This window comes from Kribbella sp. NPDC050281 (genome assembly GCF_040655855.1).
In the GTDB taxonomy this organism is placed as follows: Bacteria; Actinomycetota; Actinomycetes; order Propionibacteriales; family Kribbellaceae; genus Kribbella.
The window spans coordinates 1-15,813 of the sequence record NZ_JBFAKS010000060.1 but is presented as its reverse complement, the minus strand read 5'-3'; the positions used below and the strand labels follow the sequence as shown (position 1 = coordinate 15,813).

16 protein-coding genes are annotated in these 15,813 nt (G+C 68.6%); 1 reads left to right on the top strand and 15 read right to left on the bottom strand.

The window, feature by feature from the left end:
* Nucleotides 1-16 precede the first annotated feature (16 nt).
* The 3 genes from AB0I34_RS40775 to AB0I34_RS40765 form a co-directional block, all read right to left on the bottom strand.
* Nucleotides 17-1,174, bottom strand: a complete 1,158-nt coding sequence (locus AB0I34_RS40775; protein ID WP_360456894.1) for an epoxide hydrolase family protein — start codon at nucleotides 1,172-1,174, stop codon at nucleotides 17-19.
* Between the two features lie 41 nt (nucleotides 1,175-1,215).
* Entirely contained in the window at nucleotides 1,216-1,521 is a 306-nt protein-coding gene (locus AB0I34_RS40770) for a hypothetical protein (RefSeq protein WP_360456891.1), read from the bottom strand.
* A gap of 191 nt (nucleotides 1,522-1,712) precedes the next feature.
* A complete protein-coding gene (locus AB0I34_RS40765) occupies nucleotides 1,713-2,000 on the bottom strand; it encodes a DUF1905 domain-containing protein (RefSeq protein ID WP_360456888.1) in 288 nt (95 codons plus the stop codon).
* A 78-nt stretch (nucleotides 2,001-2,078) separates the two neighbouring features.
* Between AB0I34_RS40765 and AB0I34_RS40760 the strand changes: the two genes are divergently transcribed.
* On the top strand, nucleotides 2,079-2,591 hold the full coding sequence (locus AB0I34_RS40760; protein WP_360456885.1) for a GNAT family N-acetyltransferase: 513 nt from the start codon (nucleotides 2,079-2,081) through the stop codon (nucleotides 2,589-2,591).
* Here the strand turns inward: AB0I34_RS40760 and AB0I34_RS40755 are convergent.
* The 12 genes from AB0I34_RS40755 to AB0I34_RS40700 all read right to left on the bottom strand — a co-directional run bounded on the left by AB0I34_RS40755 (nucleotide 2,545) and on the right by AB0I34_RS40700 (nucleotide 15,419).
* Complete coding sequence (locus AB0I34_RS40755; protein WP_360456882.1) at nucleotides 2,545-3,528, bottom strand: cation diffusion facilitator family transporter; 984 nt, start codon at nucleotides 3,526-3,528, stop codon at nucleotides 2,545-2,547. The genes AB0I34_RS40760 and AB0I34_RS40755 overlap by 47 nt on opposite strands.
* Nucleotides 3,525-3,938: a metalloregulator ArsR/SmtB family transcription factor gene (locus AB0I34_RS40750; RefSeq protein ID WP_360456879.1), complete on the bottom strand. Its 414-nt coding sequence runs from the start codon at nucleotides 3,936-3,938 to the stop codon at nucleotides 3,525-3,527. The genes AB0I34_RS40755 and AB0I34_RS40750 overlap by 4 nt, the downstream gene beginning before the upstream one ends.
* Before the next feature lie 36 nt (nucleotides 3,939-3,974).
* Nucleotides 3,975-4,925: an acetylxylan esterase gene (locus AB0I34_RS40745; RefSeq protein ID WP_360456876.1), complete on the bottom strand. Its 951-nt coding sequence runs from the start codon at nucleotides 4,923-4,925 to the stop codon at nucleotides 3,975-3,977.
* A gap of 13 nt (nucleotides 4,926-4,938) precedes the next feature.
* A complete protein-coding gene (locus AB0I34_RS40740) occupies nucleotides 4,939-5,826 on the bottom strand; it encodes an NAD(P)-dependent oxidoreductase (RefSeq protein ID WP_360456874.1) in 888 nt (295 codons plus the stop codon).
* Nucleotides 5,827-5,848: 22 nt separating this feature from the next.
* Nucleotides 5,849-6,739: a carbohydrate ABC transporter permease gene (locus AB0I34_RS40735; RefSeq protein WP_360456870.1), complete on the bottom strand. Its 891-nt coding sequence runs from the start codon at nucleotides 6,737-6,739 to the stop codon at nucleotides 5,849-5,851.
* Nucleotides 6,736-7,626 carry a sugar ABC transporter permease gene (locus tag AB0I34_RS40730; protein ID WP_360456867.1) on the bottom strand — a complete coding sequence of 297 codons (891 nt, stop codon included), beginning with the start codon at nucleotides 7,624-7,626 and terminating at the stop codon, nucleotides 6,736-6,738. Before AB0I34_RS40730 ends, AB0I34_RS40735 begins: the two co-directional genes overlap by 4 nt.
* Entirely contained in the window at nucleotides 7,623-9,008 is a 1,386-nt protein-coding gene (locus tag AB0I34_RS40725; protein ID WP_360456864.1) for an extracellular solute-binding protein, read from the bottom strand. The genes AB0I34_RS40730 and AB0I34_RS40725 overlap by 4 nt, the downstream gene beginning before the upstream one ends.
* Nucleotides 9,009-9,022: 14 nt before the next feature.
* Nucleotides 9,023-12,163, bottom strand: coding sequence for a sugar-binding protein (locus AB0I34_RS40720; RefSeq protein ID WP_360456861.1), 3,141 nt, complete (start codon nucleotides 12,161-12,163; stop codon nucleotides 9,023-9,025).
* A 145-nt stretch (nucleotides 12,164-12,308) separates the two neighbouring features.
* Complete coding sequence (locus AB0I34_RS40715) at nucleotides 12,309-13,085, bottom strand: IclR family transcriptional regulator (protein WP_360456858.1); 777 nt, start codon at nucleotides 13,083-13,085, stop codon at nucleotides 12,309-12,311.
* Nucleotides 13,086-13,133: 48 nt separating this feature from the next.
* A complete protein-coding gene (locus AB0I34_RS40710; protein ID WP_360456855.1) occupies nucleotides 13,134-13,772 on the bottom strand; it encodes a response regulator transcription factor in 639 nt (212 codons plus the stop codon).
* Nucleotides 13,769-14,923, bottom strand: a complete 1,155-nt coding sequence (locus AB0I34_RS40705) for a histidine kinase (RefSeq protein ID WP_360456852.1) — start codon at nucleotides 14,921-14,923, stop codon at nucleotides 13,769-13,771. Before AB0I34_RS40705 ends, AB0I34_RS40710 begins: the two co-directional genes overlap by 4 nt.
* Nucleotides 14,924-14,930: 7 nt before the next feature.
* On the bottom strand, nucleotides 14,931-15,419 hold the full coding sequence (locus tag AB0I34_RS40700) for a hypothetical protein (protein WP_360456849.1): 489 nt from the start codon (nucleotides 15,417-15,419) through the stop codon (nucleotides 14,931-14,933).
* Between the last annotated feature and the right edge of the window lie 394 nt (nucleotides 15,420-15,813).

Genomic DNA, 15,813 nt, shown 5'->3' with positions numbered 1-15,813 from the left:
GTAAAGATAGTTCGGCTCAACCCAGCGACCGGAAGAAGGCCCGGATGTCGGCCACCAGGACGTCCGGCTGTTCGAGCGCGGCGAAGTGGCCGCCGTGCGGATGACTGGTCCAGCGGACCACGTTGTCGGTGCGGGCGACCTTGTGCCGCAGCGGGATGAAGTTGTCGTACGCCAGGTCGAGCAGGGCGGTCGGGGTGGTGGACGGCTCGGCCGGCTGACCCCAGTACGGCGCGTGGGCCCGTTCGTAGTAGATCCGGCCGGACGATCCCGCCGTACGGGTGAGCCAGTAGAGCATCACGTTGGTCAGCAGGAGGTCGCGGTCGATCGTGCTGGCGGGATCGGACCACGCCTCGAACTTCTCCACGATCCAGGCCAGCTGCCCCACCGGTGAGTCGGTGAGCGCGTAGGCAACCGTCTGCGGTCGCGTCATCTGCAGGTCGGCGTACCCCTGCAGTTCCTTCGTCCAGTGCTGGAACCGTCGCCACGAGGCCCAGGTTCGTTCGCGCTCGGTGGGGTCGAGCGGCTCCAGTTCCGCCGGCGTCGGCTCGGACGTCGTGCCGCCACCAGGGATGAGATTGAGGTGTACGCCGATCACCTCGTCGGCGTGGATCCGCCCGAGCTCCCGCGAGATCCCGCCACCCCAGTCGCCACCCTGTACGCCGTACCGGTCGTAGCCGAGCCGGGACATCAGGGCCGACCACGCGTTGGCGACCCGGAGCAGTTCCCAGCCGGTCTCCCGGGTCGGACCCGACAGCCCGAAGCCCGGGATGCTCGGGATGACCAGGTGGAAGGCGCCCGCAGGGTCACCGCCGTACGCGCGCGGGTTGGACAACGGCCCGGCGATCTCGGTGAACTCGACGATCGAACCTGGCCAGCCGTGGGTGATGATCAGCGGTGTCGCGTCCGGCTCCGGGGAGCGGAGGTGGGCGAAGTGCACGTTCGCGCCGTCGATCGTGGTGGTGTACTGCGGCCACTCGTTGAGCCGCGCCTCGGCCCGGCGCCAGTCGTACTCATGCCGCCAGTACTCGACCAGTTCCTGCAGATGAGCCAGCGGTACGCCGTACTCCCAGCCGGTGCCAGGCAACTGGTCCGGCCACCGGACCAGGTCCAATCGCGCGCGCAGATCCGCCAGTTCGGTCTCCGGCACGTCCAGCCGGAATGCTTCGACAGTCACTGCCGCAGTCTGTCGCGACCACCTGCTGCCTGCACCTGAATTCAGGCGTTCACCTTGGCGCGGACGACCCTGGCGAGGACCACCCGGACCGTGACCGCCGCGATCAGGCACAGCACACCGGCGCTGAGCACGACCGTGACCAGGGTGCCCGCGCTGTTCAGGGCACCGTCGCACGCCATCGGAGTGACCCCACCGGCCGGCTGGAAGGCCGAACCGCAGTCAGTGCCACCGGCCGAGACCGACCGGAAGCCGAGCGCCAGCCCGCCGAGGACCAGCACGGTCCCGGCGATGGCGAGAATCTTGTTCAGTGTCGTCACGACGACCCCGGCACAGTTGGTTTCGGGCACGCCAACGGCGTACCCCGTGAGCCCCGTTGCACTTCGTTCACTCCTGACTTCGACTGACCACCCGCACCGAACTTACGGTCCGGTGCCGGATGATCCACACCCGTGCGGCCCGTCAGGACTGATTCTTCACACAGTCCTTACTCAGGACATGACCGCCCGTGACCACGGTCACGCGCCCGGGCCTAACCGGTTCAGCCGAGGCGTTCCTGCAGGTGAACGGTGATCTCGTCGCCCGGTTCCTTGCCCAGCCGGTCCCGCAGGTCGCCCTTCACCGGCAGCTTATGGGTGCCGTCGCCGAGCGCCATGAACGAGCTCTCGAACGGGTGGCCGTCCATCGTGCCGCGGACCTTGACCAGCCCGCGGGTGCCGAAGTACTCCGCCGAGCCGGGCATCTGCAGGTAGGTCCAGCCGCCCTTGGCCGGGCTCTTCTGCAGCGGTGCGGTGAAGGTCTTGTCCAGCTTCTGGGTCTTGCCGCTCATGGTGAGCTCCTCTCTACACCTCGAGGTAGAGGCCGGTGGGCCGGTTTCGACATGGTGTCCCGAACTATTCTGAGTTTCGTGCAGATCACCATCCGCCGCGCGGGGCGGGACGAAGTACCTGCGGTGCTGGCGCTGCTCGACGGGGCGACCGAGTGGCTGGTCGCTCGTGGGCGGACGGACCAGTGGGGCACTGAGGCGCATTCGACCAATCCGCGCCGGGTCGCGCAGATCACCGGGTTCGCCGACGACGGGCTGTGGGTGGCCGAGGCGGACGGCCGGGTGGTCGGGGCGCTCGCGGTCGGGCCGGCGATGTCGTATGTGCCAACTGTGGACGAGCCGGAGCTGTACGTCCGGCTGTTGGTGACCGATCGGGCCTCCGCGGGCCGTGGGATCGGTGCTGAACTGCTCGACCACGCGCGGATGCTGGCGCGGGAGGCCGGTGTCGGGTTGATCCGGGTGGACTGCTTCGCGGGCGGGGACGGCGCACTGGTTCGGTACTACGAGAAGCAGGGATTCGTCCGGGACGTGGAGTTCTCCGTACCGGTCAATGATTCGGAATGGCCGGGTCAGGTCCTGTCCCAGCGGCTGTGACCGAGCGGTGCACGGTGCCGTGGGCGTCGCTGCAGTGGGCGTCGCGGTCGTTGCCGGAGGCATGGTCTACCTGCAGGGTCGAGTGCGTCAGCTGATGACGCTCGGCCAGTAGCGCCTCGACCTTGACCCTGATCTGGTGGCAGTCGAGCCCTTGGGCGACCAGGATGTGCGCGGACGCGGCCGGCTCACCGGACGTGATTTCCCAGACGTGCAGGTCGTGCACCTCGACCACACCCTCGACCGCGCACAGCTCCGCGCCGAGGGCCTGCGGGTCGATCCGGGCCGGCGCGGCCTCGAGGAAGATCCGGCCCGAGTCGCGGACCAGCGAGATGCCCGCCTTCAGCATCAGCGCGGCCACCACCAGCGCGGCGATCGCGTCGGCGCGGGCGAAGCCGGTGAGCAGGACGACAAGACCTGCGATGGCCGTCGCGATGAAGGCGAAGAGGTCGTTGAGGATGTGCTGGAACGCACCCTCGACGTTCAGGCTGGAGCGGTTCGCCTTGCTGATCAGAGAGGCGGCCAGCAGGTTGACCACGATGCCGACGACACCGGTGATCAGCACCAGCCCGCCCTTCACCTCGGGCGGATCGATCATCCGGCTGACCGCTTCATAGACGAAGTACGCCGCCAGCAGGAGCAGCGTGATCCCGTTCGCCTGGGCGGACAGGATCTCGACGCGCTTGAAGCCGTACGTGAACCCACCGGCCGGCGGACGGGCGGCCAGCCGGATCGCGATCAGCGCGAGCACGATCGCGATCGCGTCGGTGAGCATGTGCGCCGCGTCGGTGATCAGGGCCAGCGATCCGGCCGCGAGCCCGACCACGACCTCGGCCACCATGAAGCCGACGATCAGCGCGAGCGCACCGCTGAGCAGCTTCCGGTCCGCTTCTGTGCTGACACCGTGGCCGTGGCCGTGCCCGTGTGCCTCGGCCGTCATGCGCCGGACCTCTCCGGGTGGATCGCGTCGGTGTGCTCGGTGTGCGCGACGGCGAGGTCGACCAGCATCCGCACGTGTGCGTCGTCCAGGCGGTAGTACGCCATCCGGCCGTCCCGCCGTACGGCGACCACGCGGTGGGCGCGCAGCAGCCGGAGCGCGTGCGAGGTCGCGGACTCGCTCAGCCCGGTCACCGCGGCGAGATCGCAGACGCACAGTTCGCCGTCGAGCAGTGCGACCAGCAGCTTCAGCCGGCGCGGATCGCCGAGCAGGCCGAAGACATCGGCGGTGTCGACGATGTCGTCCTCGCCCGGCATCCTGGCATTGACGCTCGCCACCCGCTCCGGGTCGACGACCCGGACGGTGCAGGCGTCGATCGCCGCGCTGCCCTGCACATCTGCAGAACTCTTCATACGTCGACAATAGGGTCGCCTCCGGGCGCCCGCAAGCTACAGCGTCTCCCCCAGCCATCTCAGCTGGCGCATCCGCTGCACCTGGGCGCCGCCTTCATGGCCGTTGAAGGGCCAGACGTCGATCTCCGCCGGGCCGCGGTAGTGGTTGTACGCCGCGAACACCGTCGACGGCGGGCAGACCGCGTCCATCAACGCGACGGAGTACCGGGCCGGAGCCGTCGCCCGGGCCGCGAGGTTCACCCCGTCGAAGTAGTCGAGTACGCCGAACACGTCCTCGGGCGGCACCCGCCGACGGGCGAGGTAGTCGGCGATCTCGCCGTACCCGGTCTTGTCCACCATCTCGGCCGCCCGCCGGAAGTGCGTCAGGAACGGTACGTCGATCAACGCCGCGGCGACGTCCGTCCGCAGCCCCGCCACCGCCTGCGCGATCCCGCCCCCTTGGCTGCCGCCCGCGGCGACGATTCGGGCCGGGTCGGCGATCGGGTGACTCCGCGCCGCGTCCACCGCGCGGACCGCGTCGGTGAACACCCGCCGGTAGTAGTAGGAGTCCCGATCGACGAGTCCGCGGGTGAGGAACCCGGGCACCTGCGGGTTCGCCCCTGGATCGGGATCGGCGGTGTCGGTCCCCTGGCCCCGCGTGTCCATCACGAGTACGGCGTACCCGGCGGCCGGGTACACGAGCCAGTCGATCGGCCAGTTCCGCCCACCCTGGTACCCGAGGAACTGCACCACGGTCGGCAGCGGTCCGGCCACATCACGCGGTGCCAGGAACCATCCCGCGATCCGATGTCCACCGAACCCGGTGAACCGCACGTCCCACACGTCCACGGTCGACAGCCCCGCGTCGTACCGGACGAACGCCGGCTCGAGCGGATCGGTCTCGGCCTTGGCCAAGGTGTCCCGCCAGAACAGGTCGAAGTCGGCCGGCTCGCTGCGCTCCGGGCGATACTCGCGCAACTCCGGCAGTGGCTTGTCGAACAAAGGCATAGCTGTCCTTTCGCTACCCGGCGGCCCGGGTGAAGTCGACGGGGAGAGGCCGGAGATCGAGCTCGACCCGATGCTCCGCGGTGAACCCGAGCAGGTCGCGAGCCCGGGACAGGTCCATCGGTACCGCGCGTCCCGGCAGTGCCCGCCGGACCGGGACCGTCGGGTGATACCGCGCCAGCAGTTCGTCGGTCGGGTACGGCGCCAACGTCTGCGGGGCGGCAACCAGTACGGCGTGGAAGCCGGACACCGGCGCGGTCAGGGCCAACCGCAAGGCCCGGGCGGCGTCACGGAGATCGAGGTACGCCCAGAGCTCGGCTGATCCATAGAGCGGGTCGGCCGTGGTCGCCGCGAGCCGATCGCGCCGACGCCTGTCGTCGGCGACGAACGGCAGGCGCAGCGCGACCGCCGTCAGACCGTGCCGCCGCGTCATCATCAGCGCGGTCGCCTCGTCGACCTGCTTGGACAGCCCGTACGGGTCCTCGATCTGCACCGGCAGGTTCTCGTCCACCGGCACGTACGCCGGGTGCCGGATCCCAGCCGCGAACGGCAACCCGGTGATCGAGTAGCTGCTGCTCAGGGCAACCCGCCGAATCCCTCGCCGGCCGGCGGCTTCCAGCACGACGAAGGTCGCGCGGGTATTGCCGCCGAAGACCTCGAACGGCGTACCGTGACCCGGCGACGCCAGCCCGGCCAGGTGGATCACCGCATCCGCATCGGCCATCGCCTCGTCGACCGCGGCCGGGTCGCGGGCGTCCCCGATCACCATCCGATCGGCCGGCAGTCCGTCCGGCTCGAGCCGGTCCAGTGCGGTCACAAAGATGCCTTGGGCAACCAGATCGCCGACGACGGCATGACCGATCATGCCGCTCGCCCCCGTCACGAGCACCCGGGTCACCGTCACGCGTTCTCCTTCGAGTTGATGGTCAGCCCTTGATCCCGCCGGCCAGACCGGCCCCGCGGAGGAAGTAGCGCTGGAAGAGCAGGAAGATGATGATCGGCAGCACCACCGAGATCAGCAGTCCCGCCATGAACAGGTTGATCTGCACGTTGTCGCGGATCGACGGCAGCATCACCGACAACGGCTGCTTGGTCCGGTCCGGCAGGACCAGCTTCGGCCAGAGGTACTCGCGCCAGGCAGCGATGATCGACAGCAGCGACACCACGCCGATGATCGGCCCGGACAGCGGCAGCACCAGCGAGGTGAACATCCGGAAGTTGCCGACGCCGTCGATCCTGGCCGCCTCGAACAGCTCGGCCGGCAGTTGCGCGAAGAACCGTCCGGTGATGATCACGTTGAACGCACTCGCACCGGCCGGCAGCCAGATCGCCCAGTAGGTGTTGATCAACGTCCCGCCGACGATCGGCACGTCGATCACCGTCAGGTAGAGCGGCACCAGCGAGATGACGCCGGGGATGAACAGCGTTGCCAGCAAGGCGCCGTCGATGACCTTGGCGTACCTCGGCCGCAGGATCGCCAGCGCATAGCCGCCGGTCGTTGCCACCAGCACCGACACCGCCCAGTTGCCGAGGGCGATCCAGACCGTGTTGATCAGCGCGGGACCGACCCGGAGGCGGGACCAGGCCGTCTCGATGTTCTGCCACTGCGGGTGCCCGGACCACAGACCGAGTGGGTTCGACGCGAGGTCGTGAGGCTGCGAGATGGCCGCCTTGGCCAGCCACAGGATCGGCCCGAGGCCGGCCAGTGCGAGCAGGACCAGGATCAGCACCTGACCGCTGCCGAACGTCCAGCGCACGAGCGGACGGCGCCGGTCCGCCGCGGAGATCAGACCGCGGTCCTCGCCCCGGGCGCTCATGTCGTGCTCCAGCGCCGTGTCAGCCGGAAGTACAGCAGCGACAGCAGGCCGAGGAAGATCGCCAGCAGGACCGACAACGCCGTCGCCTCGCCGTAGTCGCCGTTGATGAAGGCGTAGTTGTACAGCAGCAGCAGGATCGTCGTCGTCGCGTTCGCCGGCCCGCCGCCGGTGAACAGGAACGGCTCGGTGAACACCTGGAAGGTCCCGATGATCTGCAGCAGCAACGTGATCAGCAGGATCGTCCGCAACTGTGGCAACGTCACGTGCACCACCCGCCGCCAGATCGAGGCCCCGTCGATCTCGGCCGCCTCGTAGAGATCCGCGCGTACGCCGGACAAAGCGGCCAGGTAGATGATCATCGTCGCCCCGGCGTTGGCCCAGGTGGCCTCCAGCACGATGCTGGGCATGGCCCAGTGGGCGTCCTGCAACCACTGGAACGGACCGAGACCGATGCCCCGGGCCAGCGTGTTGAACAGGCCCTCGTCGCTCGCGTCGTAGAACACCCGCCAGAGCAGGATCGCCACCACCGGCGGAAGCACCACCGGCAGGTAGGCGAGCACCGAGAACAACGCCCGGCCGCGACGCAGTTCGCGAACGAAGACCGCGAGTGCGAGCGGCGCGGGATAGCCGAACACCAACGCCAGCAGTGCGAACCAGGCAGTGTTGCGGACAGCGGTGAACAGCAGCGGGTCGGCGAGCACCTTACGGAAGTTGTCGAAGCCGACCCACTCCGCCGGAGTGATCAGGTTCGTCTGCTGGAACGCGAGGACCAGGCCCCGGGCGATCGGCCACCAGGAGAACAACCCGAAGACCAGCAACGTCGGGATCAGGAACACCAAGGTACTGATCCCGCCGTGCCGGACCCACTTCGTCGTACGTCCTCTCACGGGTTGGTCAGCAGCCCGTCGACCGTCTTCGACGAGTCGCCGAGCAGCTTGCCGATGTCGGTGTCCTTCTTGGTCAGCACGGTCTGTACGACGGAGTCGAGGCTCGCGTACACCTTCTGCCCGGCCACCGGCGGCTCGATCATCAGCTTCAGCGACGCCGCCTTGCTCGTGTACGGCGCGAAGTTCGCCTGGACCGTGTTCACGTACGGCTTGATCCAGGCGTTGTACTGCTGTTGCGACGCGTCGTCGAACAGCCACAGCATCGGCAGCCCGACGGAGTACTGCTTGTCCGCGTTCGCGGTCTTCGCGTCCGTGACGGCGTGGTCCTGATCGGTGAACTTCTCCAGCCAGAAGAACTCCGCCCACTTCACCGCGGCCTCGACCTGCGCCTTCGACGCCTTCGGGTTGAACATCTGTACGGCGCCACCGGTCAGCGTGCCGCCGTCCGGCGAGTCCAGCGGCAGCGGCGCGACGCCGATGTCCTCACCCTTGCCGCCCATCGTGGTGACCTCGTCGCGGTAGTCGCCCGGCGCGCCGATGTACATGCCGACCTTGCCGCCGGCGAACTCCTGCTGCAGCTGCTTCTGGTTGAACAGGAAGTTGCTGCCCATCGAGTTGTCGGTCCAGCGCATCTCCTGCAGGGCTGTCAGCGCGTTCTTCATCGGTGCGTCGTTGAAGGCGGCCGAGGCCTTGCCGCCGTCCACCTTCTCGATCGTCCCGCCGTACGTGTAGGTCATCGCGGTGAGGACCCAGCCGCCGGTGTTGCCGGTGGTCATCATCGAGTAGCCGGCCTTGCCGGTCTTGTCCGCGATCGCCTTCGCGTCCGTCCGCACCTCGGCCCAGGTGGCCGGCGGCTTGTCCGGGTCGAGCCCGGCCTGCTTGAACAGCGCGCGGTTGTAGTTGAGGCTCATCGTGTACGCCTGCACCGGCAACCCGAAGATCTTGCCGCTGGAGTCCTGGACCGTCTTCAGCACCTCAGGGTTGATCTTGCTGCCGATGGGTGACGCCTTCACCACGTCGGTGATGTCGGCGAGTTGCTTGCGTTCGATCAGACCCTGCACGTCGGTGTACGGGATCGCGACCACGGTCGGCAGCGTCCCGGCGGCCAGGTCGGCCTGGAAGGTCTGAACGTCGTACCCGTACTCCGAGCCCTCGATCTTGATGTTCGGGTTCGCCTTCTCGAACTCGGCGACCCGGTCGGTCCACGTCTTCAGTGCGGCCGCCTGGTCGGGCGTCGGCTTCTGCCCGACCGTGATCGTGACGGTGCCGTCGCCGCTGTCTGCCGTGCTCCCGGATCCCGATGACGAGCAGGCGGTGGCCGCGAGGCAGGTGGTGATCACCAGTGCGGCGACCGTTCCTGTCCTCCGTCGTGTGGTCTGCACAGTTACTCCTTCTGCTAGTTGGTGAACGTTCCCGGGAGGAACAAGGTGGTGGTCTTGCCGGTGACGATGCCGCTCGCCCACTGCAGCGCCCCGGCCCGTCCGGTGCCGTCGTTCTCGTTCAGGGCAAGGGACATCGCAATCGGACCGGCCGGCGCGGTCTGGAACCCGAGCGCCGCCCACGGCACCTTCACCCGGTACGACGTGACGCCGTCGGCGCGCGTGATGGCGGCGGTGGCGCCCGGTGTGGTCCCGGCCGGACTGCCGTCCGAGGTGCCGAAGCTGTAGACGGCCGGTCCGGTCGGCAGGAGGGCGGCGCCGATCTCGGTGGCGGTCGCGTTCTCGCCGGGCAGCCCGTTGCTGATCGCGAACTGCAGGCCATCACCTCGCCACAGATTCGGCGCGGTCTCGGTCTGCGCGAAGACGTCGTCGGTGACGGCCGCGTTGACGGTCAGCCCGGTGGCGTCGTACTGGAAATTGGCCGAGCCGGACAGGTCGGCGGCGCCACCCCACGGGCGAGTGAATGCAAGCCAACTGGCGTCGGTCGCGAGGTTGATCGAGCTGACCGGAGTTGTTGCCGAGGGCACGATCGGATCGAACGCGGTAGCGCCCTTGGCGGAGACCTTGTTGCCGTCGGACGTGGTGAGGTCGACGGTGTAGGCGTAGGCCTTCCAGGGCACCAGTCCGGTGACCGGGATGCTGATCGTTGCCTTCTGCCCCGGTTCTATCGACTGGCCGGCGCCGGCTGTTCCGTGCTGACCGGCGATCGTCCAGGTCAGGTCCTGGATCGTGGCGGACGAGCTCGCCCTGGTGTTGGTCAGTTCGACGCCGAGGCCGGCTGGTGCAGCTTGGGTGAGCTGCGGGACGACGCGGATCTTGGTCGCCGGCTCGACAGTGGTCCAGGCAACCAAGCGGGCAGTGGTTCTACCGAGCCGGGAGACTGTCGCGACGACGTGCCGCGGTCCGAGCGTGTCGCTCGCCGGGACCGCGATGGTGACCTGAGTGTCCCGGCCCGGGAGCACCAGGACCTGCTTGGTCTGGCCTGCCACCGTCACGGCGGCCGGGCCGGCGTTGTACGGCGTGCCCTTGATCGTCACCGTGACCGCGGTCGGCTCCTGCGAGTTGGACGGATCCGCGGCCGCGACCTTCGCCTGTGGTGCCGTCGTGACGGCCACTCCGGTTGCAGAGCCCTTCACGAAGACCGGGTCCTGGTCGACCGTCATCGTCACCACGCCCTGCGTCGGGGTCAGCGTGGTCTTGTGGCCGTACATGTCGGTGACCTGGAGCGGGCTGGTGGTGCTGAGCTGCACCGATGAGGAGCCGGTGCCGGTCGACCACAGCACGCGGGTGGTCGACGTTCCCGAACCGAAGCGATACGAGTACAGCGGGGCGGCCAGGGTGTCACGGCCGCTGTAGGCGAGGCCGGTGAGTGCGCGGATCGTGGTCGCCTTGGCGACCAGGCCCGGCTTGGGCGCCATCCCGGCGATCGGTCCGGCCGGTGCCTGCAGCAGGCCGAAGGTGCTCTCCTTGTCGTCCAGGTTGGTGCCGTCGTTCAGGGCGTCGTACCAGTAGAACTGGCTGACGCCGTTAGCGATCATGATCGTGTCGTTGCGGATCGACTTGCGGGCCTGGTCGAGCATCGAGCCACCGGAGCTGGCGGCGGTCGGGTAGCCCTCCTCGCTGATCCAGAGCGGCTTGCCGGCGCCGCCGTGCGCGTTCGCCGCCGTGCGCAGGTTCTGGATCTGGGTGTCCAGGTCGCCTTCCGGGCCGGGGAACGTGTAGATGTGCGCGTTGATCGAGTCCATGTACGCCAGACCGCCGAGCGAGAGCAACTGGTCGCGGAACGAAGTGTCACCCTTGTTCGGGCCGACGTCGACGATCACGTTCGCGTTCGGGTTGTCCGCGTGGGTCTGCTGGTACGCCGCCTTGATCAGCTGCAGGAAGCACGCGCCGGTGACGCCACAGGCGCTGTCGTTGAAGCCGGGCTGGTAGTACTCGTTGTACGTTTCGATGTCGTTCGTGGTGCCGGCGAAGTGCTTCAGCCAGAAGCTCTGGTACCGGCCGAACCCGGCCAGACCGGCCGTGGTGCTCGGGGTGTGCCCGCCGTCGTACAGCGCGTTGCGGTAGCCGGTCACCAGCAGCGGGATGATGCCGTTCGCCTTCGCGTCCGCGACCATCGCGTCGTACTGCGGCTCGACGGTGTAGTTGCCGGGTGAGCCGGACTCCACGTGGGTCCACTCGAGGCTGTCGCGGATGTGTGAGAAGCCGGCCAAGGCAAGGGTGCGGATGAGCGCGCCACTGAGGTTGTAGTAGTGGTTCATGTGGGTGTTGACGCCCCACTTGCCCTGTGGGGACTGGGTTCCGGCCGGCAACGGTGGGATGACGGCGAGCGTCGTACCGACCACCGTCTGGCCGGCCGTGAGGCGGAGGTTGTAGAAGCCGGGACCGAGGGCCGCCACGTTGACGGTGCCGGTCGTCGTGTTGCCGGAGGCAACGGGGAGGTACTGGTCGTCGGTGATGCTCCAGGCCACGGACGACGCGGTCGAGGTGAGCGTTACGCTGCCCGATCCCTGGGTGAACACCAGACTCTGGTTGGTGACGGTGATACCAGTCGTGTCCGCGAACGAGATGCTGACCGACGAGACGCAGACCGAGCTGATCACGCCACCAGGTGCGCTCGCCATCAGCCGGATGTCGGCGCCGTTCGCGCGGTTCTGGAAGTTCACGTTGGACATCCGGAACTGGGTGGTCGCCCACGCGCCGGTGCCGGGGAAGGTGAACCAGGGCAGCGGCGTGAAGGCCGAACTGACGCTGTCGTACTGCGCGCTCAGTTGCTGGCCCGGAGTGTCGAAGTAGTTGACCGTGAGCACCGCGTCGGTGGCGCCGGCGGGGATCCGGGCCGCGTCGATGTTCAGGTAGAGGTACTGGTCCTTCAGATCGTTGCTGGTCTGCCAGCACGGCACCCCGAGCCGGCTCGACACCGCGTGCTCCGGGGTCTTGTCCGGGTCACCGGGCCAGGCGGTGATCCCGTCCGCGGCGACCGGGTTGGTGAAGACGATCCCGGGATCACTCGCCGCCTGCGCGGGTGATCCCAGCTGAACGGCGGCCAGCACTCCGGCGGCGACCACCGCGAGCACCTTCCGAACCGAACCGTGCATGGGGCGGTCCCTTCGCGAGTTCACATACATGAACGAAGTCTGTAATGTTGAACGACGACGAAAAAGTAGGCGGCCAGCCGGGATGTGTCAACGGTTCGTGCCGCGCGGGACTCCGCGGGCGACGTGCATGGCGTACGTCCAGCGCTCAGGCGCTGGGCAGGCGACGCAAGGTGCCGCCGATCTCCTCGGCATGCTGGTGGAGCGCCTCGACCACGTCCCGCTGGTGGGCATCGGTGAACCGCGACAGCGGGATCGAGCAGCTGAGTCCGTACGCCGCCGGGCGGCCGAAGGGGATCGCCACCGCGATGCTCCCCAGGCCCAGGGCGTCCTGCTCCCGCTCGGCGGCCCAGCGCCGTACGCGGACGTCCTGGAGCTCGCGCGCGAGCGCCTGTCGGTCGGCGATCGTGTGCTGAGTTTCCGCCTTGAGTTCGGTCGGGACGCGCGCCTCGACTTCCTCCGGCGAGAGTTGTGCGAGCAGCACCTGTCCCATCGCGCTGGAATGTGCGGGCACCCGGCGACCGACCCAGGACCCGCTGCGGAGGATGTGCATCGACTCGCGACTGGCCAGATAGACCACGTCGGCGCCGTCGAGCCGGGCCAGATGAACAGTCTCGTTGAGGTACGCACGCAGCGCGGCGAGGTGTGCCGTCGCGACTTGGTTGACGACGTCGCGGTCGAGGAACGCGGTCCCGACGAGGAGCGCGCGGACTCCGATGCCGTACGCCGTACCGCGCTCGTCGGACTCGACCCAGCCGGCACCGACCAGCGTCCGGAGCAGCATGTGGATGCTGGACTTCGGGTAACCGAGCCGGCTGGCCAGCTCGGTCAGCGTCAGCCGCCCGGGGGCCTGGGCCAGCGCCTCCAGCAGCTCCACGGTCCGAGCCGCCGACTTCACGGCCGGCGGTCTGTCAGCGTCGCTCACGTGTTCGGTATATCAGACAGAGTTCGCATCCGTGAACCTCGAAAGGTCTTAGGCCAGGCCGAGCCGGTAGGCGTAGGCGACGGCTTGGGCGCGGTCGCGGAGGTTGGCCTTGGCGAAGAGGTGATTGATGTGGGTCTTGACCGTGGCCTCGCTGACGACCAGGTGCCGGGCGATCTCCGTGTTCGACAGTCCGTCGGCGATCAGGCGCAGTACCTCGATCTCGCGGGGAGTGAGGCCCGAGCCGGCGAGGTCGGCGGGCTTCGGGGTGGCGGCGCCCTCGATCAGGCGGCGCTGGACCTCGGCGTCGAGGATGGACTGCCCGGCCGCGGCCGCCTGCAAGGCCCGCCCGATCGACTCGGCGTCCGCGTCCTTGGTGAGGAACCCCCGCGCACCGGCGCGCAACGCGGACAGCACCGAGTCGTCGTCGCTGTAGGTCGTGAGTACGACGACCTCCGTGCCGGGGTGGTCCGCGCGGACCCGCCTGGTCGCCTCCACGCCGTCGCACTTCGGCATGCGCAGGTCGACGAGCAGGACGTCAGGGTTGTGCTCGGCAACCAATCGCACGGCTTCCTCGCCATCGGACGCGGCCGCGACCACGTCGATCCCTGGCAGCAGCTTGAGCAACGTGACCAGGCCGTCGCGGACCACAGTCTGATCGTCGGCGACCACGACACGCACTGCACTCATACCGGAATCCTCAGTTCTACCCGCCAGCCCTCGGACGTCGGACCGGCCTCGACCGAACCACCGACGAGGTCGGCCCGTTCCTTCATCCCGAGCAGACCATAGCCGCCGGGCATCGGCTGCGCCGGACGCTTCCCCGGCCTGTCCTCGACGGTCAGCCGGACATCATCGGCGTACCGGAGCCGAACGTCGACCGGCGCGCCCGGTGCGTGCTTGCGGGTGTTCGCCAGCGCCTCCTGCAGCGTCCGGTACAGGGTGCTCATCAGGTCGGCGGACAACTCCCGCGCCTCCCCCTCCACTTCGAAGTCCGCCGCTGCACCACTCTCCAGCCGGTACGACGTGACCAGATCGCCGAACGCCCGTACGTCGGGGACCGCGTCCTCACGCAGCGCGGCCACCGCACGCCTCGCCTCGGCCAGACCTTCCACTGCCAGCCCCTGTGCCCGCGTCACCTGCTCGATCGCCTCGGGCGACGCGCCGTCCCGGATCAGCATCAACCGCGCCCCTTGCAGGCTCAACGACAGTCCAGCCAGCGAATGCGCCAGTACGTCGTGCACGTCGCGGGCGATCCGGGCGCGTTCGGCCAGGGCTGCGGCGCGGCCGTGCTCCTCGATCACGGCCTGTTTCCGGGCCAGCGAGACTTCGAGGTCCTCGAGCTGGGACTCGCGGTTCCGGCGATTGATCGAGGCCAGCACCAGGGCCACCAACCCGAACGCCGGCCCGACTGCCCCGGCCACTGAACCGGTCGTGACGTACAGCGGCACCGAGGCGCCCACCACACCGATGACGACCACCGCGATCTCGCGCGGCCCGGCCCGGTGATAGCGAACTGCCGCTCTGGACACCCAGAACGGCAGCACGATCAGCGGACTCTGCGGCAACGCGAACCACAGCAGCGATCCGGCGACCGCGAACACCAGCAGCCCGTAGGTGGCCTTGCCCAGCGGCTCGCCGTACCGCAGACCGAAGAGCGAGAAGTTGCTGATGACAACAAGCAGGGCGAGGACGAGGATCACCGGGTACGGCAGCCGGTGCGGGTCCGGCACACCGCCCGCGAAGACCAGCGTGCCGATCGTCAGTACGCCCGGGATCGCACGGATCAGGAGACCAGGCGCGGTGGCGGTCCGCACCCGGCTCCTGAGCGTCGACGTCATACCGTCATCATGCCCGTTCGACCGCGAGCGGGATGTGCATGCTCAGCGCCCGGCGGTAGATCATCGCGTTCTGTGCGGCAATGGTGAGACCGATGGTCAGGGCGAGCGTCGCGTGGTTCAGCATGCCGTGCGGCCAGATCGCCGGCGCGGCGAACGCGGCACCGACCCGGATCCCGAGCGTCACGATCCAGAGCGCGAGCGTGGCGCCCGTCCCCTTCTGGTACAGCCCGTCCTCGCGCCGGGTGAGGTGCAGGCTCGCACCGCGGGACAGTCCGAGCCCGACCAGTACGACGCAGTCCAGCACCAGGAAGGCGATCTCGCCGGTCGACGCCGTACCGAGCGCCGATGGAAGCGGCAGCAAGCCGATGATCAGCAGGATCGCCGGCATCACCATCAGCGACCGCTGCGTGACCAGCGACCCGGTGATCTGCCGGCCGACGACCCGGAACAGCACCCACAGCCCTACCAAGATCCCCACCACTACTCCGGCCGACATCTCTCAGTTCCTTTCCGAGGAGTTTTTCGTTGCTGGTGACAACACTCCTCGGATCCGGCCCCCGGAACGTCAGCCCCCAGTTCGCCCCCAGGTGGAACCCAGACCTCAACCCGTGGGTTGACCCCAGCCCCCGTCCGATGGGTCGGCCCCACCCAGCCCCGTCCGATGGGTTGGCCCCACCCAGCCCCGTCCGATGGGTTGACCCACGAGATGGTGGGTTGGCCCCACCCAGCCCCGTCCGATGGGTTGGCCCCACCCAGCCCCGTCCGATGGGTTGGCCCCACCCAGCCCCGTCCGATGGGTTGACCCACGAGATGGTGGGTTGGCCAACGGCACGCGGGTGGCCAACCCACCCGCCAGTTCGGTAGATCACACGTCTGAACAACAGTGACAA